Consider the following 24629-nt stretch of genomic DNA (forward strand, 5'->3'; position numbering starts at 1 on the left):
AGGATACGGACCGGCTCACACTCCAGCTCTGCGAGGTTTACGATATGTTGCGTTCTTTTCTGCTGGCTTTGCTCTGTGGGTGCATTTTGCGATATACTCCTGAAGGCCCGCCGAGGTAAAGTACACACAGCCATTCTGCACATATTGCACATAAGAAATAAGGCCATTGTTACGGGCCGCGTCCAGCGTTGCAATGCTGATACCCAAAATTTCTGCTGCTTCTTTTCGCGTAATAAGTTTTTCCATAAAGCATATTTCCTCCAATCCGTCAAGTTTGTCATCGTGTTTGTTCAAAATCACATGAATACGCTGGCAGCCGAAACCACCAGCGCATGGTATCTGATTTTGAACAGAAAGCGGCAAACGCTTCCTATTTATATTTCTCAGCTTTCGTCACATTTGCCACGCCCCCTGACGATGGGAACACAATAGGTCTCCGCTGGCGCGGATGTCATAACTCCGCAGCATCGTTCGTATCGTGTGCCGCAGGGTTCCCCCCAAGTCTTTGGCGGGCCGTGAGGAAGTATCTTTAAGCCCCCATGTAGTCATCGCGCCAAATCTGCCACCATTCTTTTATGAAATCGTAGATCGCTCCGAAGCAGTGCTTTCATCACCTCCCTGACTGCTCCATCCTCGCGGCGTTTCATATTCGCTCGTACATGGGTTATGTACCTGTTGTGCTGTCTATTCGATTGTCAATGTGCAGATGAAGGAGGAAAACTTGTCCTTCTTATTAACACTGACAAAAAAGGCAAAAAACAGGCGCATCAAATGAAACTTTATCAAAAATATTTTCCGAGCTGCTTTAAGCCACGGCGGATACTGTCTCGAACACGGCTTGGATCTACACCTTCTACTTCGGCAATTTCATTTACCGTCATTCCCAGATAGTATCGGGCATAAATTCGCTTTGCCTGTTTCTCCGGCAGCTTCATCACAGCGGCATAGACCTGCTCCTGAAACTGTTTTTCCTCCAGAAGCATCTCCGGTGTCTGCGGCTTCAACAGCACCGCATTTTCAATGCCATTCTCGCAATCCAGAGAATACTGTGCTTTATAACGATACATCTTTCGCTCATACGCAGCCTCCGCACGTTCAGCTGCTCGAATAGTCTCCATTACTTCCTCTGTCACATCTACAAAAAAGTCTGTTGTATAAACATCAGGATAAAGTTCCCGAAGGTTAATTTTCTTCATTATGTACCTCCATTTCGATTCACGGGTGATTGACGAGTGAATCGAATGGAGGTGGGGAACGACACCGGTATACAGCCGGATTATCTCCGAAAAAAAGGCAACAAAAAACGCCAGATTCCCGCAATGGGAAACTGGCGCACCAAGAACAGTCATTATTATGCTGAATCACATGGAACGATAATGCCGATGCAATGCTATACTTGCCCGGAGGAGGGGCAATGCTTTTTTTAATTGATGTAGATCATGGGAGCTTTGAAAAAGCAAAAGAGACACGGCAAATTAACCTCCAAGCGGCTACCGTGTCCCTGCAAGTCGTCATTAGTTTGTGTAAACGCAAAGAAACGGCGGCTCTGAAATTGTCCTTCAAAACCGCCGATTGAGTTTAAACCTTAAAACAGCGCACGAAATTATCTGCCCCAGTCAACGGTTTTTTTCTTTCCCCGGACGGGGCAGATAACTTATTATGCAGAGCGAGCCGATGTGCGCTAATCGGTTCCTTGTACTTTCTCCTTCAGCTTTCGGAAAGATGTATCACTGATGGCGTGTTCAATGCGGCAGGCGTCTTGTTCCGCTGTTTCCTGATCGACGCCAGCAGCGATAAGCTGCTCCGTGAAAAATCGGTGACGCTCATATATTTTCTCAGCAACCTCATGGCCTATGGCGGTCAAATGGAGGAATCCATCTTCATCCACAGTTAGAAAACCACCGTTCTTCAAAATGCCTACCGCATGGCTGATACTCGGCTTGCTAAAACCCATGTGCCGGGCAAGATCAACAGAACGAACCATGCCTTGCTTCTTTTGGAGTATCAGCACAGCCTCCAGATAATCCTCCCCGGACGCATGAATCTTCATCGTAGCCTCCTTTTAGGCGGAAAGCTGCTGTTCTGCGTTCCACATGGCAGCGTACTTTCCATCCTTTGCTAACAATTCTTCGTGTGTACCAGCTTCGGTGATCCGGCCATCGGAAACCACCAGAATCTGATCGGCATTTTTTACGATGGATAGGGTATGTGCGATCATCACCACGGTTTTTTTCTCTTTCAGTAGGTTCGCAATCGCCTGCTTTACCGCCAATTCATTCTCAATGTCTAGGGAGGCCGTCGCCTCGTCAAGCAGCAGGATCGGGCTGTTTTTCAAAATGGCACGTGCTATGGAAAGGCGCTGGCGTTCGCCGCCGGACAGGAGATTTCCATTTTCCCCAATCGGCGTATCATAACCCCTCTCCATCTTGCGGATAAAGCCGTCACAGTTTGCCTCTCGGCAGGCCACTTCAATTTCTGCGTCCGTAGCATCCGGACGGGCATGGCGGATATTCTCCCGCACTGTATCATCAAACAGGAACACATCCTGGTCCACCATAGAAATCTGGTCTAATACCCGTTCCGCAGCTACATGATTGATCGGTCTGCCTCCTATGGAAATCGTGCCGCCAGATACTTCATAGTATTTTGCAATCAGGTTCAGGATGGTAGACTTGCCGGAGCCGGAATCCCCCACAATGGCGGTCAGCTTCTGATCCGGCACAGTAAAGGAAGCCTGTTTTAACACCGGTTCCCCGGGAACATAAGAAAAGTTCACATGGTCAAATACAATCTCATGGGAGGCTGCCTGTAGCGGCTCCATGCTGCCGGTTTCTTCCGATTCCTTCATCACAGCCATGATTTTATTTTTCGAGATCATCAGATTCTTATAGCTGGTGAGGTCTACAAAAATGGAATTTGCCAGCTTCGCACAGAATAAAGGCAGCATACAAATCAAAAGATAGGACACGGTATCTAAAGTTCCGGCTGCCCAGGGGCCATAGGCCGTCCAGATCACAACCGGGCAGGACAGCCAGCTCAAAATACCAAATCCCGCACCTATCGGGAGAACCTTGGCTTCATACACAAAGCTGATCCTGCTAAACTCCTGCATGGCATGGATCACGGTTTTGTTTTTCAGACCGCCAACGCCATAGGCCCGGAAAGTCTGGATACCGGATACATACTCCACAATGCTGCTGACATTCTCTGCACAAATATCGTTCTTCTCTTTGCCATACTTCGCTACCTGCCGGAAAGAAAGCCACAATCCGGGGAGCAAAAGCAGGTCGGCAATCAGGAGGATCAGCCCGGCTGGAAAGTAGATCGTCATCACAAAAACAATCAACATCAGCGACAGGGCAAAGCTCTTTGCAATGTCCCCGATCTTATGGGTCAGAATTTTTTCATAGTTATTTACATCACTGGTAATGGTGTTGATATAATCGCCTGTCTGCCCTTGTGTAAACCGGGAAAGCGGGATACGCTTGAGATGGTCGCCCATAAACAAGCGGATATTTTTACTGACTTTTGCGCCGCCGATCTGTGCTTTGGTATAGCCATAGCTGTATATCAAAATACGGAGCAGAAAGATAAATGCAATAACACCTGTCAGGACCAGTACACGGTTCATATCAAACTGACCGTCCCATAAAAACCGCATGACGGAATAAAGCAGCATAAACAGGCTACCGGAGAGCAGCCCCTCCAGGACAGTCCCGGCAACGCCAATATAAAACTCCCGGTTCTTCTTCCATACGTTATTCGGATTCATTCTGCCCGCCTCCTTCCAGTTGATAAGTAATTCCCCTCGCTGTTTCGTAGTCCTCCCATGCTTTCCGATAATAAGCGTTCTCTTTCCGCACTTCCTCATGGGTACCGACGCTGGTGATCGTATGACTCTCTACCACCGCCACACGGTCGCACATTTTCAAGGCGCTCAGCCTGTGCGCTACCACAATGACTGTCCTGCCTTTGCAGAGGTTCTGAATGGCCTTATCAATTTCCATCTGATTTTCCGGGTCAGAGGCGCTTGTCGCTTCGTCCAGAATCAGAATGGGAGCATTTTTCAAGATCGCCCTTGCAATAGCAATCCGCTGTTTTTCCCCACCGGAGAAACGGGAGCCGAAGCTGCCTACCTTTGTGTCATAACCATCCGGCAGCGACATGATGAAGTCATCAATCTGCGCCTCCCTGGCGGCAGCCCGTACTTCCTCCAGGCTGGCGTCTGAACCCATGCGGATATTTTCCAGTACACTGTCACGGGTAAGGAATGTCTTTTGAAATACAATGGCAATATTCTTCAGGATGGTATCGTAGTTCAGTTCATTCACGTTGATCCCGCCGATCAGCACCTCCCCCTCCTGCACATCATAAAACCGGGAGATCAGTTCAATCACGGTACTCTTGCCCGCGCCGGACTGTCCCACAAGTGCCATGCGTTCCCCATCCCTGATCTTGAGGTTGACGCCTTGCAGGACATCCGTTTTCCCATCGTAGGAAAAACGTACATTCTTAAGCTCAATATCATGGTTTTCCGGGAAGTCCATTCCACCTTCATAAACAGGAACGTCCAATATTTCTTTCGTTTTGGTAATGGCGCCCAGGACATTCGCAAAGTTTGTCCCCAATTCCTGTAAAGGCCGGATCTCCGTCAGATACATGGAGCCGACATAGACGAACAGCAAAAATGCACTGGCCGCCAGGGAGCCTTTCAGAAAGAACATCCCGCCCAGGGGAACCATCAGCAGCATCCCACATTCAATCAGAACCACAAAGGTTGCATAAGGAGGCCCCATTCTCCGGGAGGTTTCATTCCACATGGCATTCTCTTCCTGGATCGCACCGGAAAATTTCTGGAACGATTTGCTCCCCATGTTGTACGCTTTAATCAGTTTCATACCGCTGATATACTCGATCATAACGGAATTGAGCGTTGTAATGGATCGGTTCGCCCGGTCCATCAAATCGTCCGTATTCCGAAACATAACCCCCATTACCACAACGGCCAAAATCAACGGCACCAGGGAAACCAGTGCCAATGGGATATTTACTGTCATCAAATAAATGAAAATTGCTACCGGCCCTACCATATAGCACACAAGGTCTGGAAGGTTATGGGCTAAAAACAACTCCAGCTTTTCAATATCTTCATTCAGAACCGTTTTAATATCCCCGGTCCGCCGCTCATTCAATGTACCAAGGGGGACTTTTGCCAGATGTTCCGCCACCATGCAGCGCACCTTGAACAAAGCACCGTAAGCACCTTTATGGGCCGCCACACCGGAACACCCGAATAAAACAAAGCGCAGGGCCACAGAAACGGAGATCATCATTACCGTCTGTACGACAAGCTCTTTTGTGCAGATATGCTGGAAAGCGGCATCCATCAGGCGATAAATCCCGATATACGGGACAATGATACACAGGCCGCTTGCCATGGCCAGCAGGATTGCCAACAGCAGCCAGATTTTTTGCTCACCGGCCCATTGAAGCAGCAGTGCAATCCTGTTTTCTTTTTTCTGTTTCATCACTTCACATCTCCTTTCTCTCTGAAACAGAGAACAGTTCCCGGAGCTTTTGAAGGGAATCCATCACAACAGGGATGTCATCCGGCATTTCCCCTTCATCAAAATGCAGGACACGGGAGCAGGTACGGCAGACAAATTCAAAATCGTGGGTGACAATAAAAATGATTTTCCCCTGTTCGGATAACCGTTTTATCAGACCTGCCACCTGCGCCATGCTGTCAAAGTCCAGGCCGCTGGTGGGTTCATCGAACACCAGCAAATCTTTTCCACAGATCATGCTGACTGCCACAGCCACACGTTGCTTCTGTCCACCGGAAAGCGTGTTGGGATGGCGTTCCCGGTAGGCTGTAAGCCCCAATTCCTTCATGGTTTCCTCTACTAAATCTTGATCCGGGTTTCGGATTCCGAAGGAACATTCTGCCTCCACACTCTCCGCAAACAATTCATAGTTCACATCCTGCATAACCATATAAGAGCGTTTCAACCTCGCCTTGTGTTCCATCGGCTGGTCGTCCCAAAGGAACGCGCCTTCACAGTCTTTATGAAGCCCACACAGGGCGCGAGAAAACGTGGTCTTTCCGGCTCCATTATGACCGACCACCCCAATGACTTCCCCCTTTGCCGCAGAAAGAGCAATCTGGTGTAGAATCGTCCGTTTTTTATAGCGCAGAGTAACATCATGGAGTGCTAATGTGGGAGAGGAAATGGGCGGATGACTGGCCGGAGGGAGCACCCTTGCCAGATCAACCGCCCGCAGCCCCATGTGTTCCCGTTCGGTTTCGGGCAGCCGGAGAAATTCCTCCGGCGTGAAAATCCTTGCTATTTCTCCATCTTCCAGATAAACAATGCGATCTGCCAGCTCCATCAGATAATAGAGTCTGTGCTCCGCAATCAAAATGGTTTTCCCCTGGCTTTTTATCAGCCGCAGATGTTCTTTCAATTCCTGGATGGAAGCCATGTCCAGATTCGAGGATGGTTCGTCCAGCAGATAGATTTCCGGGTTCATGGCATAGACAGACGCAAACGCGATTTTCTGTTTCTCCCCACCAGACAATTCAAAAATGTTGCGGTTCCGTAGCTTTTCAATATGCAAATCTTTTGTTGTCTGTTCTACCCGTTCCTCCAGTTCCTTTACCGGCCTGGCTTCATTTTCAATTCCAAACGCAATCTCACTGTCCGTATCCACATTGAAAAACTGCGTCCGGGGATTCTGAAAGACGGAGCCCACCTTTGCGGCGATCTGATACATGGGCAGGTTGCTGATTTCCTGTCCGTCCACCAGCACACGCCCTTGAATTTCTCCCTGGTAAAATTGTGGAATCAGGCCGTTTACCAACCTTGTGACCGTTGTTTTTCCACACCCGCTACGGCCACAGAACAAGACACATTCCCCGTCTGCAATTTTCAGGCTGATTCCATGCAGACCACCATGCTCCTGTCCCTCATAAGAAAATGATACATTTTCAAATTCAATCACCCGGTCACACCTCCCCGCATACATAATTCAAAAATAAAGAAAGCAACAGCAATCAACATCGCCATCCAATCTGCAATCCCGCATTTTATCTGGACAAGGCAGGTCCGGGGATTGGGATTCTCAATCCCGCGAGTAACAGAGGCAATGGAAAGCTCGTCCGCTGCTTTGGAGGCCATCATCATCAGCGGCACATAAATACACTCTACCGTCATCCCCGGATGGGAAAGGAATCCGCCCAGGGAGGGCGATACATCCCGCATCCGCATGGCGTCCTTAACAAAATGCCAGTCCTCCTGGATAGTTGGAATATAGCGCAGCATGACCGCAAATGTGATGACAAATTTTTTCGGGGCATGGATGCGGTTCATGGCAGATAAAAACTCGCTGACTTTCGTTGTGGACAGGACAATCCCTGCCAGCATCCCACAAGCATAAACTTTATGGTACAGTCCAAGGAACGCAACAAACATGGTCCGTAGCGTCCCCGTCATGGCCGCCATGATCCAGACCGTCAGTACACAGACCACGGCATAAAAGCAGACCCCTTTTATGGAATATTTCCACTTTCCGCAAAGCACTCCCAATACAGCAATCAGCAGGACAAGTGCAAACTGATACGAAAGGGAAGGTGCGAACATGGAACACAGTACGCACATTAAAATAAGAAAGAGCTTGGCCCGCGGGTCAAGCCAAAGCCCTTTCTGGACGGTGTTACCCATCATGCTGTAATACCTGCTTTTTCAAACTGCTTCTTCAGCATTTTGCAGCCCACAAATGCACTGATAGAAGCTGTTACAAGGAGAGCGGCAAACATGGCGATAAAGATTCCCGCGTTTGCGGTCGCCTGCATGGTGTCGATATAGCTTTGCTCGGTTCCATTTCCCAACATGGTCTGTGCCCAGCCCTGGGGATCAGCGAAGAAAACAAGGTACGACCCTGTTCCGCCCAGGGAGAAAAGGATATAGGACAGGCTGTTGATTTTCTTGCTCTTGTACTGCTTTGTACCGGCGACAAAATCCGCTACGACGGCCATAATGAGATAGCCCAGCGCAAACGCCCAGTGCATACCGGTGACAAACCAGATGATGGCCATTATAACGCCCATGATCGTGATACTCCAGCGCTTATGTACTTTTGCGATCATCAGCAGATAAACCGGCCCGGCAAGCAGAGCACTCCCGGCGGGCATGAAAAAGGTCAGCATCGGGTTGGTAGCAAAAAAGACGCCACCCACCATGATGAATACGAACAAAAGTGCGGTGAAAATCCCTGTTGTTACTAAGTCCTTGACGGACAATCCTGCCTTTGCATTTACTTGATTACTCATATTTTTTCCTCCTGCTTCAAGAACGGTTGACCTACCGCCTGAAATCTGTTATATTATGATTAGTTGCTGCTAACCACGGTCTATATGATACTAACTTTCCGGGCGGTCTGCAATACGTTCCGGGCATCTTCGTCCTTTCATTGCAAAGCTCCGTCCAATCGTTTCAAAGGAGGCCGTCATTTGAACAATAGCATTATTGCGGATTACTATGAGCCGCTTTTAACAGATAACCATTTTATCCCGGTAGATAGCAATAACCGCTTCAATTCTGCCGGACAATGCTGGCGGTTATCGCCTGAATTTGGGGAAGGCCTTTACTGGGTCTATGCGAAAAAAGACCTGTACGACATTAAAATCCACGATTTCTATTTTCACGAAGATTTCTTCATGGAATTTAACCTGCCAGAAGCCTTAAGCATTACCCAGTATGAATCTATCTCCGGGGAGGAATTAAATCCCTATCGGCGGATGTCTGCCGGATGTATTAAAGCCTTTATCGGCGGTTACAAGCCATACAAGGCGCTGATCCACAAAAAAATCCCCATCCGTTCCATCGGTATCGAAGTCATGCCGGCATACTATGAGGATTATCTCCAAAAGCAATATCCAGGGGATTATATCAGCCCGCTTGCAGCTTTCCGGCAGATCGATCAGACAACAGATTTCCCAGCTATGGCTAAATTGCTCCATGAAGTAAAGGTCTACCGTGGGGATGGGATTGCCGCAGGATTATTCTATGAAGCGAAAGTAGCCGAGGCCGTATCTCTTGTCGTGGAAGAACAGAAAAAAATTCTGTCCCGTAAAGAGAAACGTTTGTCCGAGCAGGATGTGGCGCAACTGAAAAATGTGATTGCTTATCTCAATGACCACTATGCTTTTGATATTCCATTAGAACGTCTTGCAAAAATCGCCTGTATGGGAACCACTAAGCTGAAAACATCTTTTAAGCAGCTGCAAGGCTGCACGATCACAGAGTACATTCAACAGCGCCGCATGAGCCAGGCAGAGCATTTGCTCATCGATACGGATTTCACAATGGGACAGATTGCGGAAATGATCGGTTACTCTACTTCTAGCCGGTTTGCGGAATTATTTCGCAAGAGTACAGGCCTCCTGCCGATTGAATATCGGAAAATGGCTCAGCAAAAATAAATTCACAATGTAATGCCACGACAGATCACTCTACAACGGAGTTTCAGTCGTGGCATTTTTCTGCTTTTCTTTACGGATATAGCCATTTTCCCCTTTCCAAATTGTAGTATTAGTAGAGAGAAAAATAGAAGGTAAGGCTTGATAACAAGCACAGCAAGCGAGTACCCGCTTGCGATTTTTCGTATTTTCAGATCTCTTGACCGAAAATGAAAAATGTTTGTTGAGATAATCTCAAACTCTTATGAAGAATGGAGGCAGCGCATGGCGAACCGGAAACGGAATATCCAGATGAATTTTTATGTCACAGAGAATAAAAAACGGCTCATAGATGAGCGGATAAAACTGCTAGCCTCCCTACCGCATTCAATATCATTCTCGTTTGGCAACGAACTAAAAGCTGAAATCTGCAATTCATCCTCATAGTTCAATTAGTAGCCGGAAACGCCATAATCATGGAGCAACCATGTTATCAAAAAGGAATCGGCATAATCAGTCCTGTTCTCAAGCACAATAAGGTTATTCCTTTGTGCAAATCGGAACGATAAAATATATTTGAGGTGAACGATTATGCCGATTGATGATTTAACTGCTTTAGGGCAAAAAATGCGGGAAGCCCGAAAGAATAAAGAACTGACACAACAGGAACTTTCCGATCTAAGCCATGTTTCTGTAAAGCAAATTGCCAATATCGAAAAAGGGAAAATGAACCCGTCCTATTTGATTTTGAGAGCATTGGCAAAGGTCCTGCACATCTCTTTAGATACGCTTATAAATCCAGATGTTTCTCTGGAGGATGAGGGTGTCAATCAGATGAAAATGCTTTATTCCAGCTGTCCGCCAGAAATGCGTGACACCCTGCTGCATCACACCCAAGAAACGGTGAAGGAACTGACAGAGTTATCCGAGAAATTTGAAACGAATTGAGCCAGTGAGTGAAATTTAACGATTCTCTCACTGGTTCTTTTTATTTCCAGAGAAAAGAGGCAAGCAATGCCTGTGTTAATACACACAGGCCCGCAGAGAAGAAAATCCCTTTGTGATTTTCCTCTCTGCTTGCTTGTTGAGGGCAACGCCCCCAAGCCCCTTTGAACACAGAATTTCATTCTGTGGCTGCGCGTTCTGCGAACGCTTTTGACCAGGACCAGCTTACCGCTGGCCGTGGTCTTTTTCTTTTTCAACATCCTGTTCTACCTCCATTTTCAGCACTCGATCCACATTGGCCTTTGCCGTTAAAAGCTCGCGCATTTCCTCACGGGAACGCCGGTACTCGGCATAGGTCTTTTTCTTTTCTTCCAGCAATTTCGCGTACTCCGTCTGCAACTCTTTGACCTTGGGAAGTTTCTTGACTCCCATCTCATCAAAGGCATTCTTAGCAGCCTGGTGGAGCAGAATTTCTTCCTCATGTTCCCCCCGGAATTTCTTAGAGTAACCCGCCTTGCGGTATGCCACATAGACCTCACGGGTTTTAGCATAATTTACGATGTGAGTACGCAGAACAGCAATCTCTGCCATGCGCTTTTCAGCCGCTTTAATCTGCGCCGAAAGTTCATTGTGATGTGCCGTGGCAGCCGCAGCCTTTTCTTCCAAAACCGCATACTCCAGCAGGTTATTCTCTGACAGGTAATTCATGGTCTGCGCCATTTGCTTCAGATTGAAAACTTTAGCCCATCGCGTATAGCCAGCACCTTTTCCAGCCTGCAATTTTTCCTGAATGTCCACCAGCAGATTGATCTTTGGCGGCTCTGCCCGTGTGACTGTTTTCTTTCGCGGGGTATGTGCTTTCTTCCCTAAGAGAACTGCCCGCAAATCTTCCAATCCATATCCTTCGCCAAGACTGTCCATGCGGGCGGCTTTCTCCCAACCAGAGAGTTTCAGTCGATACGATTTTCCGCGCTTTGAGACTTCACAACCATACTCTTGCAACAGTTTCAGCAGTTCTTCAAAGTCAGCAGGACTTTGTGATAATGCGTTGTCAATCGCCACACGCAGCAGCTCTCGGTGAGAGGGCTTTGCCTGATCTCCCAGCCACTTGTTATAGCTTTTTCCGTGAGGTTTCGGATTCTCTACAATGGACAGTCCGTTTTCAATGCAGATTGTATCACTTAACCGGCGAACCGCCTTGGTGCTGCCCCAAAAGTTTCGGAATTTCCGGTCATATTCTAAGCTGACCGATGACCAGATAATGTGATTATGAATGTGCGACTTGTCTATGTGAGTGCAGACCACAAAGGCATGATTGCCTTTAGTAAAACGCTTTGCAAATTCTACGCCCAGCCGGTTTGCTTCTTCCGGGGTAATCTCACCAGGGCGGAAGGACTGGCGCACATGATAGGCGATCACATCATCTGCGCCGCGCACCCGTCCGGTAGCGGCAATGTACTGCCGCTTTGCCAGAAGGAACTCCGCATCCGCAGTCCGGCTGTCACACGCATAGCCGGTAATGAGCTTGCCGTTATCTGTTTTCTGTGGATTTGCTACATAGTCGATGATGTCACTGATTGCCCGACTTTCTGTGCGACCCTTGCCAACATGAAGCGGCATGATTCTTGTAGTTGCCATAATAGAAGGCCCTCCTCTCATAAATATTTTTTCGCTGAACTCTTTGCTTCTATCGTTGCAATACCTTTCTCCGCTGGGTATAATAAAAAAGAACATTCTACAACCTCAAAGGAGGGATTTTATGATAGAACAGCTCATTGCCGAAGCAACGGAATGTGATTTCAAAGTTGCTCTCGAAACAAAAAAGCCAAAAAGCTGGTTAAAAAGTGTCAGTGCCTTTTCCAATGGGATCGGCGGCACTCTGTTTTTCGGAGTCTCTGATGACCGGGAGCCTATCGGCTTGTCAGATGTTCAAAAGGATGCTGAAGCGATCAGCCGCTTAATCAAAGAACGAATCACACCATTACCTCAGTTCATCTTAAAACCATTACAGGAAGATGGTAAAAATCTATTAGCTCTGGAGGTTTCTCCCGGCCGCAGCACCCCATATTATTACAAGGCAGACGGCGTGATGGAAGCATATATCCGTGTTGGAAATGAAAGCGTAATTGCCCCTGATTACATTGTGAATGAACTGATCTTAAAGGGAACCAATCAGTCCTTTGATACCCTAACAACAGACGCGGTAAAAAAGGATTACAGCTTTACACTTCTGGAAGCAACCTATCTGGAACGGACCGGTCTCCGCTTTGAGCCATCCGATTATGTTTCCTTCGGGTTGACTGATAAAAATGGACTCCTGACCAATGCCGGAAAACTCATGACCGATCAGCACACGGTTTATAACTCCCGCATGTTCTGTACCCGGTGGAATGGCTTGGAAAAAGGCTCTATCTTTGATGATGCGCTGGACGATAAAGAATACGAGGGAAATTTGATTTATTTACTGAACAGCGGCAGTGAATTTATTCGCAATAATTCCAAAGTCCGTTTTGTCAAAAAGGCACAGTATCGTGTAGACAAGCCGGATTATGCTGAACGAGCTGTGACAGAGGCTCTTGTTAATGCGCTTATCCATCGTGATTATATTGTGCTTGGCAGCGAAATCCATATTGATATGTTTGATGATCGGGTGGAAATCACATCTCCGGGCGGTATGTTTGGCGGCGGCTCAATTCAGGAATACGATATTTACAGTATCCGTTCCATGCGACGAAACCCTGTGATTGCTGACCTGTTCCACCGCATGAAGTACATGGAACGCCGTGGAAGTGGCCTACGCAAAATCGTCAGTGAAACTGAAAAGCTGCCTGGATACACAGCGGCATATAAGCCTGAATTCTCCTCAACAGCGACAGATTTCAGAGTCATCTTGAAAAATGTAAACTACAACTTAGAGGGTGACACCCACCAAGTTATCCACCAAGTTACCCACCAAGTTATTGAACTATCAACGGTATCCAAACAGATTTTGACTTTTTGCACAACACCAAAATCCAAGAAAGAGCTTGCAGTATTTTGCGGCTTCAAAGATTTAAGAAACTTCACTTTGAAACATATCAATCCGCTTTTAGAATCCGGGCAATTAGAAATGACTATTCCCGATAAACCTAAAAGTCGCAATCAAAAATATATTACAGTTCGTTCCGAATAAACAGAGAAGCAGGGCATTGGGTCTCATCTCCCATTGTCCTGCTTCTTTTTCATTCCAAATTATATTCACATCATTTACCTATACACCCAATCCTGTATCGCAAATTTCAAACTCTGCACCTTTCCCAGTAGCCAGATCGCAGCCAGCGGCAGCCCCATCGGGCTAATCAAAAATGCCATAACCAGCAAAATCACACCATTCTGCGGGGAATAGGTAATCAGCACAGCCACGCCAAGCAGAGCAATTACCGTGCTTAGTAGACCAAGCACCAGACCGGATATGTAGATCAGCCCCGTGCAGAGCCAGACAAAAAGCGTCAACACCAAAATGACCGGTGCAGTTACGATCATCAGCAGACATTTCAAAATCTTCATTTCTGTTCCTCCTTCCAACGCTCCAGATACTGTTTGCATAGGGCATCCGCTTCTCTCTCATCATCTTCCGTCACTTCCCGTTTTCCTTTGGTCAGTTCAATCTCCAGATAAGTCCGGTAATCATCGGCTAAGAGGTCGAACAGTTCCTTGGGAGTATGGCACACCTCGCCAGAGCAATAGTGAAAATCTTGGTCAAATTCAACTCTTACACATCCATGGCGGCTGATATAAACTTCTATGGTCTCGTCTGCGGTTAGGTAATCCGCAAAAATCTCCAGCACCTTTTCAAAGGTCAGCATCTGTTTTCACTCCTTTGCTACGCTTCTTATTCTACTCATATTATCCGGTACGGACAGGCAAAAGACAAGGATACAGACAAAAAGAAAAAGCGGAGGAAGGTGCGGCGAAGAAACGCCGTTCCTCCCTCCGCAAATGGAGTATCTATCCCTGTTATGAAAGTTTGGAGAGTTGGGTAAGGATTTCCTTCACACCCTCCCACAGTTGTTCCTGCCGCTGGGATATATCCTCCAAGTCAGCATTATAAACCCGCCCGGTCTCATGCACTTTGCGGGTCAGCTGGTTCAAGTTGTTGCTGCTTCGGCGCATCAGGGAGACCAGCTCCTTCAGCTCTGGCAGTTCCAGCTTGACCACATAACCATCCAGCGCCATTTTCCGCAGATAAGCGCTCAAATTCTCTGTCCCGTATTGCTGCATCTTTTGATGGATCAGTTCCAGTTCTTCTGCGGACACCCAAAACAAAACCGGCACATCCCGCTTGCGCTTTGCCATGGTTATCGCTCCGGCTCCCGTTTTTTCGGGGTGGCAGGCTTGCGGGCAGGCGGTTCCTGCTTGAGCTTTTGCAGGACAGAGCTTTTCTGCTGTTCTTGAGCGACTTTTCGGAACTGTCTGGTGAACAGGTCGGTCAAACCGGGATTGACCTGATCTACCACCAGATAGGCACAGTGGCGGGAAGCGCCGCTGTCCTCCAGCGTAGGAATGGTTTTTGCCCATGCTTTATTGTCCTGAGAGATACGCCCGTCATAGTTCTTGCGCTGGATGGTGTTGGCAAGAATAAACTGTACCCGTTCCGTCCCGAACTTTTCCAGCACATCTTTGACCGCAGCCTCCGTATCCAGCCGATTCTCTGCATAGTGGGCGCTGATGGTCTGCTCAATGGCTTCTTTGCAGGCGCTGTTCGCCTGATATGAGAGGTTGTACTGTGCCATTTCCCCATGCTCGGACGCATAGGCAGCAGAATATGGATAGACCGGTGTTGTTCGCAGTTCCTCTTTGGCTCTGCACACATCGTCGGCACGGCTTTCAATGCTGTCCCGGATCACACCCATATAGCCGGTCTCCAGCTTTTCAAAATAGCGGTACACATCCGTCAATGGAGAGGGAGATTCCAAAAGTGCCTGAGCCTGGGTGTCGGTCAACTCCAGTTCCTCCATTGCCATCACGATGTCCTCGCGGATGGTGTACTCATAGGCATGGTTTAAGACTTCTTCCGGGGGCTGGCTTTTCAGCCAGTCCCGGAACTTGTCCTGTTCGGCAGCCATCTTTTCATAAAGAGCTGTATTCAGATCGTTAGTATTCATGTTACCGCACCTCCTCATGCTGTTTTGGTTTCTTGTCTGTACTGCGGGGTTGCACCGGGCGTTTTAGGTTATCCAGCACCGAAGGCCGTGTGCTTTTGGCAACAACAGACTCGGTGTGTGCCTGCCCCTTTCCGTCGATGTTGAGCAGGGTATCCAACTCCACCAGACGGGCGTTTTTGCTTGTCAGTTCTTCTTCATAAAGGAATGGCTTTCCGACTTCCTCCTTTGCGGCAGCCTGCTGCTGATAGAGGTTATCCAGCTGGGCCTTTGCCGCCTCCAAACGCTGGGGCATCTGGGCGAGGGCATTGTCGATACGGGTAAGATTTCCGCGAGGGTCTGTACCAAGGGTTGCCCGGTGGGTCATCTGTCCTTTCAGCAGGAGCGTATACTCCTGTTTCCAAGCGGAAAATTCCACGGACATGGCATAACCCCGGTAGTTGCCGATCTGCACCGGATCGGAGGTTTTGACCTCCTTGCAGGCATCCAAAAGGGCTGCACCGGCGTTCTCCTTATCGGTCAGCAGGTCTCCACGAATCTCCATACCAGCAAAACCGTCCTCCGGGTGCGGGTGAGCTGTCAAAACCTCCAGATCGGATTCAAAGCCCTTGATAAAACCTTTGTGCTTTTCAATCTCCTCCGGGAAGTATTTGAGCAGCTGGTCCTCCAGACGATATTGCTTGCTCTGGTGGTCGGCTTTCATCAGCTTCAGGCGGGATACCTCCACATCCAAATCCATACGCTCCTTGATGCGGGGATCTCCGGCACACAGAGCCTTGATCTCGGCAAAACTGAGGGCTGTTTCATCCACATCATCGCAGGAGCGCACCGGCGATTTAGAAGTCATGATCTGACTGATGAATTTCTGCTTGTTCTCCACCGTCTGCCAGAGGTATGCGTCAAAAGTTCCTTCTGTCACATAGCGGTACACATGGACAAGGGGGTTCTGGTTGCCCTGGCGCTCGATACGGCCCTTGCGCTGGGCAAGGTCTCCCGGTCTCCACGGACAGTCCAGGTCATGAAGTGCCACCAGACGGTCCTGCACATTGGTGCCTGCGCCCATCTTGGCGGTGCTGCCCAAAAGGACACGAACCTGACCGGTACGGACTTTAGAGAACAGCTCCTTTTTCCGCACTTCGGTATTGGCTTCATGGATAAAAGCGATCTGGTCGGCAGGCATCCCCTGGGCAATGAGTTTCTGACGAATATCGTCATATACCGTAAAGACCGGTTCCTGCTCCGGCAGAGGCACAGCGCCTTCCAGTGCGTGAAGCAGTGGATTATCCAGCGTTTTCGCCGCCTTGCTTACAGGAGCTTTTGCCTGCGGGGTAGAAATGTCGCAGAACACCAGCTGGGTCAGCTTGTCAGCTTTGCCGTCCCGCCAGATCTGCATGATGTTGTCCACGCACTGATTGACCTTTGTTCCGGGTTCATCCGGCAGCATCTGGTTGACGATCCTCTGGTCAAGCCCCAGCTTGCGGCCATCCGAGGTAATCTTGAGCATATTATCCTGGGACGGGTCAACGGTTCCGCTGTGTACCAGCGATGCGCGCTCCGAAAGAGCCTTGACCATTTCCTGCTGATGTTCGGTGGGTTGCGCCACGATGTTGTGGTACTCCACTTCCGGGGTAGGGAGATTTAACTGATCGGCAGTCTTAATGTCGGCCGCTTCTTTGAACAGGTTCATCAGCTCAGGCAAGTTAAAGAACTTGCTGAATCTCGTTCTTGCCCGGTAGCCGGTGCCTTCCGGTGCCAGCTCCAATGCTGTGACGGTCTCCCCAAAGCGGGAAGCCCAGCAGTCGAAGTGGGTCATGTTCAGCTCTTGCAAGCGTTCATACTGAAGGTAACGCTGCATGGTGTAAAGCTCGGTCATGGAGTTGCTGACCGGGGTGCCGGTGGCGAAAATCACGCCACGGTTTCCGGTGATCTCATCCATATAGCGGCACTTGGCAAACATATCGGAGGATTTCTGCGCGTCCGATGTGGAAAGACCCGCCACATTCCGCATTTTTGTGTATAGAAACAGGTTTTTATAGTTGTGGGCCTCGTCCACAAACAAACGGTCCACACCCAGCTGCTCGAAGGTTACCACATCGTCTTTTCGCCCCTCGGCTTGCAGCTTTTCCAGTCTGGCTTCCAGAGACTTTCTGGTACGCTCCAGCTGCTTGACGGTAAAACGCTCGCCGCCGCTGGCCTGCACCTCTGCGATGCCCTCGGTGATCTCGTCGATCTGCTCATAGAGAAGCCTTTCCTGGCGCTCCCGGCTGATGGGGATACGCTCAAACTGGCTGTGTCCCATGATGATGGCGTCGTAGTCACCGGTCGCAATACGGGCGCAGAACTTCTTGCGGTTATGGGTCTCAAAGTCCTTTTTGGTTGTGACTAAGATGTTGGCAGAAGGATAGAGGCGCAGAAACTCCGATGCCCACTGCTCAGTCAGGTGGTTGGGAACCACAAAGAGAGATTTCTGGCACAAGCCCAGGCGTTTGGCTTCCATCGCAGCGGCCACCATCTCAAAGGTTTTGCCCGCGCCTACTTCGTGTGCCAGCAGGGTATTTCCGCCATACAGCACATGGGCGATGGCACTTTTCTGGTGTTCCCGCAGGGTAATGGCCGGGTTCATGCCGCCAAAAGTGATATGGCTGCCATCATACTCGCGGGGACGGGTAGAGTTCATTTCTTCGTTATACTGGCGCACCAAAGTCTGGCGGCGCTCCGGGTCTCTCCAGATCCAGTCCCTAAAGGCTTCCCGGATCGCCTGCTGTTTTTGGGCAGCCAGAGTGGTCTCCTTGGCGTTTAGTACGCGGCGCTCTTTTCCGTCTGCGTCCTCTATGGTGTCATAGATACGGACATCCCGCAGGTTTAAGGAATCCTCCAGAATCTTGTAGGCGTTGGCGCGGCTGGTTCCGTAGGTGGTATAAGCTGCCACATCGTTGTAGGATACAGAAGATTTCCCCTTGATCTGCCATTCAGCAGTAAAGGAGGAATAGTTGACCTCAATGCTGCGCTGGAGATAAAACGGGGTGTTGAAGGTCTCGTACATAAACTGCTGGATGTACTCCTTGTCAATCCAGGTAGCGCCCAGACGCACCTCAATTTCCGACGCATCCAGGTCTTTGGGCTGGGCGGCGGTAAGAGCTTCCACATTGACTGCAAAAGAAGGGTCCTGCTGTGCCGCCCGCTGCGCCTGACGCAGTTTGCGGCGTACATTGCCGGAAAGGTATTCATCAGCAGTCACATAATGGGGTGTGCCGTCCTGTTCCAGCTGTCCCGGCACACGGAAGATCACGCCTTGCAGTTCTCCGGCCAGTGCTTCTTTTGTTTTTCCGGTAAGCCGACTCATATAGCCCATATCTACGCAGGCTTTTTCCGAGATGGACACCGCCAGTGCTTCGCTTGCCGTATCCACAGTAGCCACTGCCTGATGGGGCTTGATGGTTCGTTTGGTGAACATATCCGCCTTACGTTCCAGTTTCCCGTCCTCGTCGATGACTTCCAGCGCACAGAGCAGGTAATAGGAAGAATCATCTGCATAGGCCAGCCGATTTGCACGGTCATTGATAAGGCCATATTTTGCAGAAAAGCTGTCATAGAGGCTGTTCAGTTCCGCCTGCTTTTGGGTAATGGTGCTGTCTGGAACCGCTGCATCCATCTGAAGGTCGATCAGTTCCTGCACACAATCACGCAGTCCCACAAGACCTTTCACACGGGCTTCGGCGGTGGCGTTGAGGTCAGGGCGCACCATGCGGCTGTTTTCCCGATAGTACACCTGCCCGTCTACAATGGCATAGGAATAGTTCTTCACATTTGGGTCGGCAGGAATGGAGGTGTCAATGGCTTCGCCTTCGCCCAGCTCCGGCAGCTCTGCCTCCTGATAAGTGCCATGAATGTACTTCACAGCATCATGCAGCTGGTCGGAAAGCTCCAGTCCCTCGATAGGGTTCACGGTGTAATCCATACCATGAGCAGTGCTTACCGGCTCCTGTCTGCCCAGCACCATTTCCGGGTGGTCGATAAAATACCGGTTGATGGCAAACCCATCCTCCGTTTGTCCGGTCTGCGTCCACTCTGGTGCAATGTCCAGCGGACGGTCCCGCTTTTGGAGAAAGATGATGTCCGATACAACCTCGGCACCGGCATTCTTTTTGAACGCGTCATTAGGCAGACGGATCGCTCCCAGCAGCTCGGCACGCTGGGCAAGATAGCGGCGCACGGTGGAATCCTTGGCATCCATGGTATAGCGGGAGGTCACAAAAGCTACCACACCGCCGGGACGCACCTGATCCAATGCTTTGGCGAAAAAGTAATTATGAATGTTGAAATTCAGCTTGTTGTAGGCTTTGTCATTGACCTGATACTGACCAAAAGGCACATTGCCGATGGCAAGGTCAAAGAAGTCCCGCCTGTCAGTGGTCTCAAAGCCGCCTACTGTGATGTCCGCCTTGGGATAGAGCTGCTTTGCGATACGCCCGGAAACCGGGTCAAGCTCCACACCATATAGACGGCTGTTTCGCATTTCCTCCGGCAGCATACCGAAGAAATTTCCCACACCCATAGATGGCTCCAGAATATTTCCGGTCTCAAATCCCATACGGCCCACAGCATCATAAATCGCTTTGATGACCATAGGGCTGGTGTAATGAGCGTTGAGGGTGGAGCTTCTGGCGGCGGCATATTCCTCCGGGGTCAGCAGCTCTTTCAGCTGGGTATACTCGGAAGCCCATGCCGGTTTCTCTGGGTCAAAAGCATCAGGAATACCGCCCCAGCCCACATAACGGGAAAGAATCTCCTGTTGTTCGGGGCTTGCCTGCTGTCCGGCAGATTCCAGCTCTTTCAGCAAACGAATGGCATTAACATTTGCCTGGAACTTGACTTTTGGACCGCCTTCGCCCAAATGCTCATCGGTAATGCGGAAGTTCTGTGCATTGCGGCGCAGGTTAGCCTTGTATTCCTCATAGGAGGCTTCCTCGGCAGCTTTGGCATTGGGGAAGGTCTGCCACTGGCCGTTGACCTGAATGGAAACCGGGTGTTCATCCAGCACTTCCTCAAAGGTTTTCTCCGGCTCTGTTACAGGGGCTGGCGGCTCCGGCTCCTCAATATGCAACCGTTCCACCACCACATCATAAGGCAGATGGTTCTTATCGCCCGGATAGACGGCCATGGTCTCGGAATGGAAGGTCGGGGATTCGGTAGCCGGTTGGGGCTGTTCCTGTCCAAAGCCGTCCTGCTGACGGGCATACATCCCGCGCAGCAAAGGCGCAACCTCATCCCAGCGGAAATACAGCACAGCCAGACGCTTTTCCTCTGCGTCCAGGACTTCCAGCTCCATGCCCTGTGCCGTGGTACGGTAATCGGCAATATCGCCGGTCTCCAGATTCAGGGTCTCAATCTCATGAGGGTAGGCTCTGCTCAGCCAGTAGGCGATCTCACTGTTGCTCCTGCCAGATTGCAGTAGCGTGGAAAGCTGCTGTTTATCCGCTTCATCCATCAGTCCATGGGCCAATACATCCCGCAGGTCTTGATCTGCCTTGTCCGGGTCAATGGGAAGAAACTCGGTATAGTAAGCATTGCGGCGGTCTGCCCGAAGCAGCTGCTCGAACTGTTCTTTGCGCTCTGCCCGATAGATGGGATATACCATGCCGGTAGGCAGAAGCTGCACGGTGTCATCCCGTAGCTCGGTGATCTGATAGGCGTCATCCTCGATATACACGGTATCGCCCACGGCATAAACCGGGGCGGCAGGATCATAGGAGGTTCTTTGCGGAGTCGGGCGGCGAACTGCATCATATTCCTCATCGGAAATGGAAACCTCGGAAGTCTGTTCTGTCTCGGCAGCTGCGATCTGCTCGGCATCCGACATCACCTGTTGGATAAACGGGTCATTGTCCAGTTTTTCCGGGTCTGCCACCTGTCCGTTGACGATCCCTCTTTCCTCCAGGGCTTCCCGGATGGCGATAGGGTCGATATTGTCAAAACGATCCTGTTCTTCTTCGGTATAGAACCGGTCCTCCTGAATCAGCTGGGCAAGCCTGCGCTGTACCTTCGGCCAGGGCAGCTGTGTTTCCTCCGGGCTTCCGGCACGGACAACGAACGGGCTGTTGCTGCCACCGTATTCCTGAGCCAGCCATGCAGCGGTATCCTTCTCTCTTGCATGGTCTTTCATATAGCGGACGACAGCGTGTTTACTCTCGATATTGCCGTTCCATGCACAAAGGGCAGTATCAATATCTTCCTGAGAAAGAGGGCGCAGAAGCTCATGGAGCTTTGGATAGGTTTCGTCGATCACTTCCCGGTGCAGGCGCTGGCGGAACTCCGGCACATCCGAATAAAGGCGGATCAGCTCCATATCCTTAGAGCCAAGAACCGCACGGCGCACAGCGGCATTGCCCTCGATGACAGCATTTTCACGGTCGGAATGACCGCAGGCATTGCGGTATGCGGCATCCTCAGATATGGCGGCAGTCACCACAGGCTTATACTGCTCAAACTGCTCCCGAAGGGTAGGCTTTGGCGTTTCTTCCTCTATCTCCGGCTGCTGGGCTTGAATGGCATCTTCTTCTGCCAGATCCTTTTCAGCCTGGATCTTGTCATACTGCGCTTGTTCCTGTTCGGTAAGATAGCGACCTTTCTGGACAAGTGAGGTAATGCGCTTGGAAACCTTTTCCCAGTTCAAGTGAACATCCGGGCAGTCCTGCTTTTTATAGTGCAGTCCTTTCCCATCGTGATCTTCGCCGCTGTGTGTTGCGCCGGACAGGGCATGAGAGCGTCCGCCAATGCCATACTCGTCTTTAAGGAATCTCACTTTTTCCTTATCCGTATGGTTTTCCATGAAGAACGCATAGATACGGCCTTTTCCTCCGGCGAAACTGCTTCCGCCGGTCATGGCGGCGTCGATCTCATCCTCGGTAATAAAGTGCTGGACGGTTGGCACTTGGGAAAGCTCTGAAGAAAAGGTCCTGCGGGGCAGGTCAAGGTCCTTCAGGTTCTCCCAGATCTCCCTCGGTCTATGATAGTGAAAACGCAACAGGTCACGGTCCTGCTGATAGGCAGTCCAGAAGGCAGCGTATTCTTCCTTGAGGGTCTGGCGGAAAGCCGGTTCACTCAGCTGCTCCGTCAGACGGCGGGTCTCCTCTGGGAATCCATTGCCTTTGATCTCTGACAGGCAGGACAAATATCCGGCTTTTCTGGCGTCCTCACTGAGATCGTGATACAGATGCCAGAGCTTTTCCGAGAGGAGGGATCGTTCATAGCCTGCCGCTTCTGCAAGCTCCACATTGGAGGCAAACTGACCACTTTCCAAAAGCTCCCCGATACGCTCTGCGGCTCGCTCCCAAGAAATGACCTGGGCAGACCTGTCATAACGGACAGACTTCCCGTGGGAAAGATGGATGCCATCCTCGGCATACCATGCACTCACACTGCCAAGGCCGTTGCCACCGTGGTACAGCGTTTTCAGTATCTCGGCAATCTCAGCGGTGGTTTTCTGCTTTTCAAAGGCTGCAACCACACGCTCCCTCTGACGGTCTGTATTGCCTCCCAAACGCAGCACATGGTCAATGTCATTTTGGGCAAAAGAAAAAGCAGAGGATGTATGTGCTACATTCTCTGCTTCATCTATGGATTGGATCTGTTCCGCTTCGGAGAGGAACAGGTTTAGAGTCAGCTGTTGATAAGCTCCGCCATCAGAATCTCCTCTGCCTGAGCTTTGCAGGTGTTCATCAGCCCCACCCACTTCATGGGATCGCTGGCTTTCAGTTCCTCGGTGGCTCCCGCTTCCTTCGCCAGCTGGGGCATCATCTGCTCCAGTCTGCTCTGGGCGGTCTCGTCGATCTCCAGAAGGTGCGGGTACAGTTTCTCGCTCAGCAACATCTGGTTGTAGAGGATGGGACGATGTTCCTTCAGGTAGGTTTTCCTCATCCTGCCGTACTTGCCCAGGGGTTTCTCCGGCTGCTGGCTCAGCTTCAGGTCGGGAATCTGATAGTCTCCGTTCTGGATGTAGGTCATGGGATTGTTCATCTTGCTTGCTCCTTTCTTGGTTGGCTTCGCGCTCTGCATTTCGGACGGTAACGCCGATCTGCCGCAGCACCTGCTGGTTGATCTGGCTGACCGCTGTTCCCAGCGCCCCGATGGTGGACGGGGTGTTGAAATCAAAGATCGCCATGAAATCTTCGTGGTCGAAGTAGCGTTCCGGCTCCAGTCCACAGCGGGACATCAAAGCGTAAGTGATGCTGACGGTGGCGGCTGCCTTGAACTGCACTCCGATGTTATACTCATCATATTCCTCCAAAAAGGAACCGTCAACGATATAGAAGAAGTCCTGCTGATGCTCCGTCCAGTATTCCTCGGCCAGTTTTCCAGCTACCTCCGTGAGCTGTCCGGCAAGATCATCACCGGAAACATCATAGGTGCGCTCCAGCATGGCCTGCACGGAATCCAGATGGCGCTCCTCCAACTGCCACAGCCAGGGAGTGCGGGAATGTTCACGGGTTCCGGTGTCGGAAATGTCAAAGACATAACGCAGGCGAGGTCTGTCCCCGGAATCATCCACCAGAGCGATTCCCTTGGAACCGCGCCTTACATAACGGCCCATCTTTTCATTCCATAAATCGTACTCTGCACAGGCGGTAGCGTCCGGTCGCTGGGCATAGATCATCAGCTGCTCATGGAACGGGTACTTGTAAAGGCGGGAAGCAGTGGTGAGAAACCCTGCCCATTCCTGCCAGCTCCCCGTGAGCTGCGTTGCCACCTTGTCCGCCATCTGTGCATATAGTTCAGCTTTGGTTGGCATAGTGTTCTGTCCTCCTTTCAGTTTTGGGGTAAAAAGGTGGGGTGGCAGATCGCCACCCCATCCCTGCGGTTATGTTGTTTACTGGTCAAAATCCGGGTACAGCTCCAGTTCGGCAAACTTCTCATCGGTCATCGCACAGAGCTTCGTAAGGGCGCTGTCGGTCAACTCTCTCAGCTCCGTTTCCTCCGGCGAAAGCTCGCCGCGCATCTCACGCAGACTGTCAATCAGCCCGGTGCGGCTGCCGGTATTGTAAATGCACATCAGGTTCATTTCCTCAAAAGTAAAGTTTCCCATA

General features: G+C 50.3%; 21 protein-coding genes. 5 read left to right on the forward strand and 16 right to left on the reverse strand.

The features are described 5' to 3' along the window. Window positions 1-15 precede the first annotated feature (15 nt). Window positions 16-246 (reverse strand): helix-turn-helix domain-containing protein, encoded by a 231-nt coding sequence (locus tag DWW13_RS13705; RefSeq protein WP_008728422.1) that lies wholly within the window; start codon window positions 244-246, stop codon window positions 16-18. Between the two features lie 536 nt (window positions 247-782). Beyond that, complete coding sequence (locus DWW13_RS13715) at window positions 783-1196, reverse strand: sigma-70 family RNA polymerase sigma factor (protein WP_118375117.1); 414 nt, start codon at window positions 1194-1196, stop codon at window positions 783-785. Between the two features lie 218 nt (window positions 1197-1414). Between DWW13_RS13715 and DWW13_RS19060 the strand changes: the two genes are divergently transcribed. Beyond that, window positions 1415-1576 carry a hypothetical protein gene (locus tag DWW13_RS19060; protein ID WP_015529866.1) on the forward strand — a complete coding sequence of 54 codons (162 nt, stop codon included), beginning with the start codon at window positions 1415-1417 and terminating at the stop codon, window positions 1574-1576. Between the two features lie 105 nt (window positions 1577-1681). On the opposite strand, the gene DWW13_RS13725 is transcribed toward DWW13_RS19060, so the two are convergent. From DWW13_RS13725 to DWW13_RS13750, 6 genes are read right to left on the reverse strand one after another with little or no spacing between them, the layout of a single operon-like run. Next, the gene (locus tag DWW13_RS13725) at window positions 1682-2050 is read right to left on the reverse strand and encodes a metal-dependent transcriptional regulator (protein WP_118505599.1); all 369 of its coding nucleotides are present in this window, start codon (window positions 2048-2050) and stop codon (window positions 1682-1684) included. Between the two features lie 12 nt (window positions 2051-2062). After that, window positions 2063-3772 carry an ABC transporter ATP-binding protein gene (locus tag DWW13_RS13730; protein WP_118720342.1) on the reverse strand — a complete coding sequence of 570 codons (1710 nt, stop codon included), beginning with the start codon at window positions 3770-3772 and terminating at the stop codon, window positions 2063-2065. Further along, window positions 3759-5528 carry an ABC transporter ATP-binding protein gene (locus DWW13_RS13735; RefSeq protein WP_118720344.1) on the reverse strand — a complete coding sequence of 590 codons (1770 nt, stop codon included), beginning with the start codon at window positions 5526-5528 and terminating at the stop codon, window positions 3759-3761. The genes DWW13_RS13730 and DWW13_RS13735 overlap by 14 nt, the downstream gene beginning before the upstream one ends. A gap of 4 nt (window positions 5529-5532) precedes the next feature. Further along, window positions 5533-7005: an ABC transporter ATP-binding protein gene (locus DWW13_RS13740; RefSeq protein WP_118505593.1), complete on the reverse strand. Its 1473-nt coding sequence runs from the start codon at window positions 7003-7005 to the stop codon at window positions 5533-5535. Beyond that, the gene (locus DWW13_RS13745) at window positions 7002-7727 is read right to left on the reverse strand and encodes an energy-coupling factor transporter transmembrane component T (protein ID WP_117485010.1); all 726 of its coding nucleotides are present in this window, start codon (window positions 7725-7727) and stop codon (window positions 7002-7004) included. The genes DWW13_RS13740 and DWW13_RS13745 overlap by 4 nt, the downstream gene beginning before the upstream one ends. Beyond that, window positions 7724-8332, reverse strand: coding sequence for an MptD family putative ECF transporter S component (locus tag DWW13_RS13750; protein ID WP_008395298.1), 609 nt, complete (start codon window positions 8330-8332; stop codon window positions 7724-7726). The genes DWW13_RS13745 and DWW13_RS13750 overlap by 4 nt, the downstream gene beginning before the upstream one ends. A 180-nt stretch (window positions 8333-8512) precedes the next feature. On the opposite strand from DWW13_RS13750, the gene DWW13_RS13755 reads away from it, so the two are divergent. Continuing rightward, a complete protein-coding gene (locus DWW13_RS13755; RefSeq protein WP_008395299.1) occupies window positions 8513-9484 on the forward strand; it encodes a helix-turn-helix transcriptional regulator in 972 nt (323 codons plus the stop codon). Window positions 9485-10051: 567 nt separating this feature from the next. Continuing rightward, window positions 10052-10408 carry a helix-turn-helix domain-containing protein gene (locus DWW13_RS13765; RefSeq protein ID WP_005337966.1) on the forward strand — a complete coding sequence of 119 codons (357 nt, stop codon included), beginning with the start codon at window positions 10052-10054 and terminating at the stop codon, window positions 10406-10408. A gap of 222 nt (window positions 10409-10630) precedes the next feature. Here the strand turns inward: DWW13_RS13765 and DWW13_RS13775 are convergent, their stop codons facing one another. Beyond that, window positions 10631-12043 (reverse strand): relaxase/mobilization nuclease domain-containing protein, encoded by a 1413-nt coding sequence (locus tag DWW13_RS13775; RefSeq protein WP_118720348.1) that lies wholly within the window; start codon window positions 12041-12043, stop codon window positions 10631-10633. A 121-nt stretch (window positions 12044-12164) separates the two neighbouring features. On the opposite strand from DWW13_RS13775, the gene DWW13_RS13780 reads away from it, so the two are divergent. Further along, window positions 12165-13577 carry an ATP-binding protein gene (locus tag DWW13_RS13780; RefSeq protein ID WP_118720350.1) on the forward strand — a complete coding sequence of 471 codons (1413 nt, stop codon included), beginning with the start codon at window positions 12165-12167 and terminating at the stop codon, window positions 13575-13577. A 74-nt stretch (window positions 13578-13651) separates the two neighbouring features. Here DWW13_RS13780 and DWW13_RS13785 read toward each other — a convergent pair whose 3' ends face one another. The 6 genes from DWW13_RS13785 to DWW13_RS19450 form a co-directional block, all read right to left on the reverse strand. Next, complete coding sequence (locus tag DWW13_RS13785) at window positions 13652-13951, reverse strand: CD1845 family protein (RefSeq protein ID WP_055195345.1); 300 nt, start codon at window positions 13949-13951, stop codon at window positions 13652-13654. After that, window positions 13948-14250 carry a hypothetical protein gene (locus DWW13_RS13790; RefSeq protein WP_015529855.1) on the reverse strand — a complete coding sequence of 101 codons (303 nt, stop codon included), beginning with the start codon at window positions 14248-14250 and terminating at the stop codon, window positions 13948-13950. Before DWW13_RS13790 ends, DWW13_RS13785 begins: the two co-directional genes overlap by 4 nt. Window positions 14251-14401: 151 nt before the next feature. Next, window positions 14402-14740 carry a plasmid mobilization protein gene (locus DWW13_RS13800; protein WP_003526263.1) on the reverse strand — a complete coding sequence of 113 codons (339 nt, stop codon included), beginning with the start codon at window positions 14738-14740 and terminating at the stop codon, window positions 14402-14404. A gap of 2 nt (window positions 14741-14742) precedes the next feature. After that, complete coding sequence (locus DWW13_RS13805; RefSeq protein WP_118720352.1) at window positions 14743-15549, reverse strand: DUF3849 domain-containing protein; 807 nt, start codon at window positions 15547-15549, stop codon at window positions 14743-14745. 1 nt (window position 15550) lies between these two features. Next, window positions 15551-21709, reverse strand: coding sequence for an SNF2-related protein (locus tag DWW13_RS13810; protein WP_438940350.1), 6159 nt, complete (start codon window positions 21707-21709; stop codon window positions 15551-15553). Window positions 21710-23205: 1496 nt separating this feature from the next. Beyond that, window positions 23206-23550 (reverse strand): TnpV protein, encoded by a 345-nt coding sequence (locus DWW13_RS19450; protein WP_438940351.1) that lies wholly within the window; start codon window positions 23548-23550, stop codon window positions 23206-23208. Here DWW13_RS19450 and DWW13_RS19455 point away from each other — a divergent pair. After that, window positions 23549-24151 carry a hypothetical protein gene (locus DWW13_RS19455; RefSeq protein WP_243026152.1) on the forward strand — a complete coding sequence of 201 codons (603 nt, stop codon included), beginning with the start codon at window positions 23549-23551 and terminating at the stop codon, window positions 24149-24151. The two genes, DWW13_RS19450 and DWW13_RS19455, sit on opposite strands and share 2 nt — an antisense overlap. Window positions 24152-24412: 261 nt before the next feature. On the opposite strand, the gene DWW13_RS13815 is transcribed toward DWW13_RS19455, so the two are convergent. Then, entirely contained in the window at window positions 24413-24628 is a 216-nt protein-coding gene (locus DWW13_RS13815) for a transposon-transfer assisting family protein (RefSeq protein WP_003526257.1), read from the reverse strand. Window position 24629: the final 1 nt, after the last annotated feature.

It is taken from the genome of Blautia sp. AF14-40 (assembly GCF_003479665.1).
Lineage (GTDB): Bacteria > Bacillota > Clostridia > Lachnospirales > Lachnospiraceae > Fusicatenibacter > Fusicatenibacter saccharivorans.

Coding starts and splice junctions, on each gene's coding strand:
- DWW13_RS13735 (WP_118720344.1), bottom strand. CDS start 5,528: ATGAAACAGAAAAAAGAAAACAGGATTGCACTGCTGCTTCAATGGGCC.
- DWW13_RS13785 (WP_055195345.1), bottom strand. CDS start 13,951: ATGAAGATTTTGAAATGTCTGCTGATGATCGTAACTGCACCGGTCATT.
- DWW13_RS13780 (WP_118720350.1), top strand. CDS start 12,165: ATGATAGAACAGCTCATTGCCGAAGCAACGGAATGTGATTTCAAAGTT.
- DWW13_RS19060 (WP_015529866.1), top strand. CDS start 1,415: ATGCTTTTTTTAATTGATGTAGATCATGGGAGCTTTGAAAAAGCAAAA.
- DWW13_RS13815 (WP_003526257.1), bottom strand. CDS start 24,628: ATGGGAAACTTTACTTTTGAGGAAATGAACCTGATGTGCATTTACAAT.
- DWW13_RS13800 (WP_003526263.1), bottom strand. CDS start 14,740: ATGGCAAAGCGCAAGCGGGATGTGCCGGTTTTGTTTTGGGTGTCCGCA.
- DWW13_RS13725 (WP_118505599.1), bottom strand. CDS start 2,050: ATGAAGATTCATGCGTCCGGGGAGGATTATCTGGAGGCTGTGCTGATA.
- DWW13_RS19455 (WP_243026152.1), top strand. CDS start 23,549: ATGGGATTGTTCATCTTGCTTGCTCCTTTCTTGGTTGGCTTCGCGCTC.
- DWW13_RS13730 (WP_118720342.1), bottom strand. CDS start 3,772: ATGAATCCGAATAACGTATGGAAGAAGAACCGGGAGTTTTATATTGGC.
- DWW13_RS13790 (WP_015529855.1), bottom strand. CDS start 14,250: ATGCTGACCTTTGAAAAGGTGCTGGAGATTTTTGCGGATTACCTAACC.
- DWW13_RS13705 (WP_008728422.1), bottom strand. CDS start 246: ATGGAAAAACTTATTACGCGAAAAGAAGCAGCAGAAATTTTGGGTATC.
- DWW13_RS13805 (WP_118720352.1), bottom strand. CDS start 15,549: ATGAATACTAACGATCTGAATACAGCTCTTTATGAAAAGATGGCTGCC.
- DWW13_RS13775 (WP_118720348.1), bottom strand. CDS start 12,043: ATGGCAACTACAAGAATCATGCCGCTTCATGTTGGCAAGGGTCGCACA.
- DWW13_RS13810 (WP_438940350.1), bottom strand. CDS start 21,709: ATGAAAGACCATGCAAGAGAGAAGGATACCGCTGCATGGCTGGCTCAG.
- DWW13_RS13715 (WP_118375117.1), bottom strand. CDS start 1,196: ATGAAGAAAATTAACCTTCGGGAACTTTATCCTGATGTTTATACAACA.
- DWW13_RS13750 (WP_008395298.1), bottom strand. CDS start 8,332: ATGAGTAATCAAGTAAATGCAAAGGCAGGATTGTCCGTCAAGGACTTA.
- DWW13_RS19450 (WP_438940351.1), bottom strand. CDS start 23,550: ATGACCTACATCCAGAACGGAGACTATCAGATTCCCGACCTGAAGCTG.
- DWW13_RS13765 (WP_005337966.1), top strand. CDS start 10,052: ATGCCGATTGATGATTTAACTGCTTTAGGGCAAAAAATGCGGGAAGCC.
- DWW13_RS13745 (WP_117485010.1), bottom strand. CDS start 7,727: ATGATGGGTAACACCGTCCAGAAAGGGCTTTGGCTTGACCCGCGGGCC.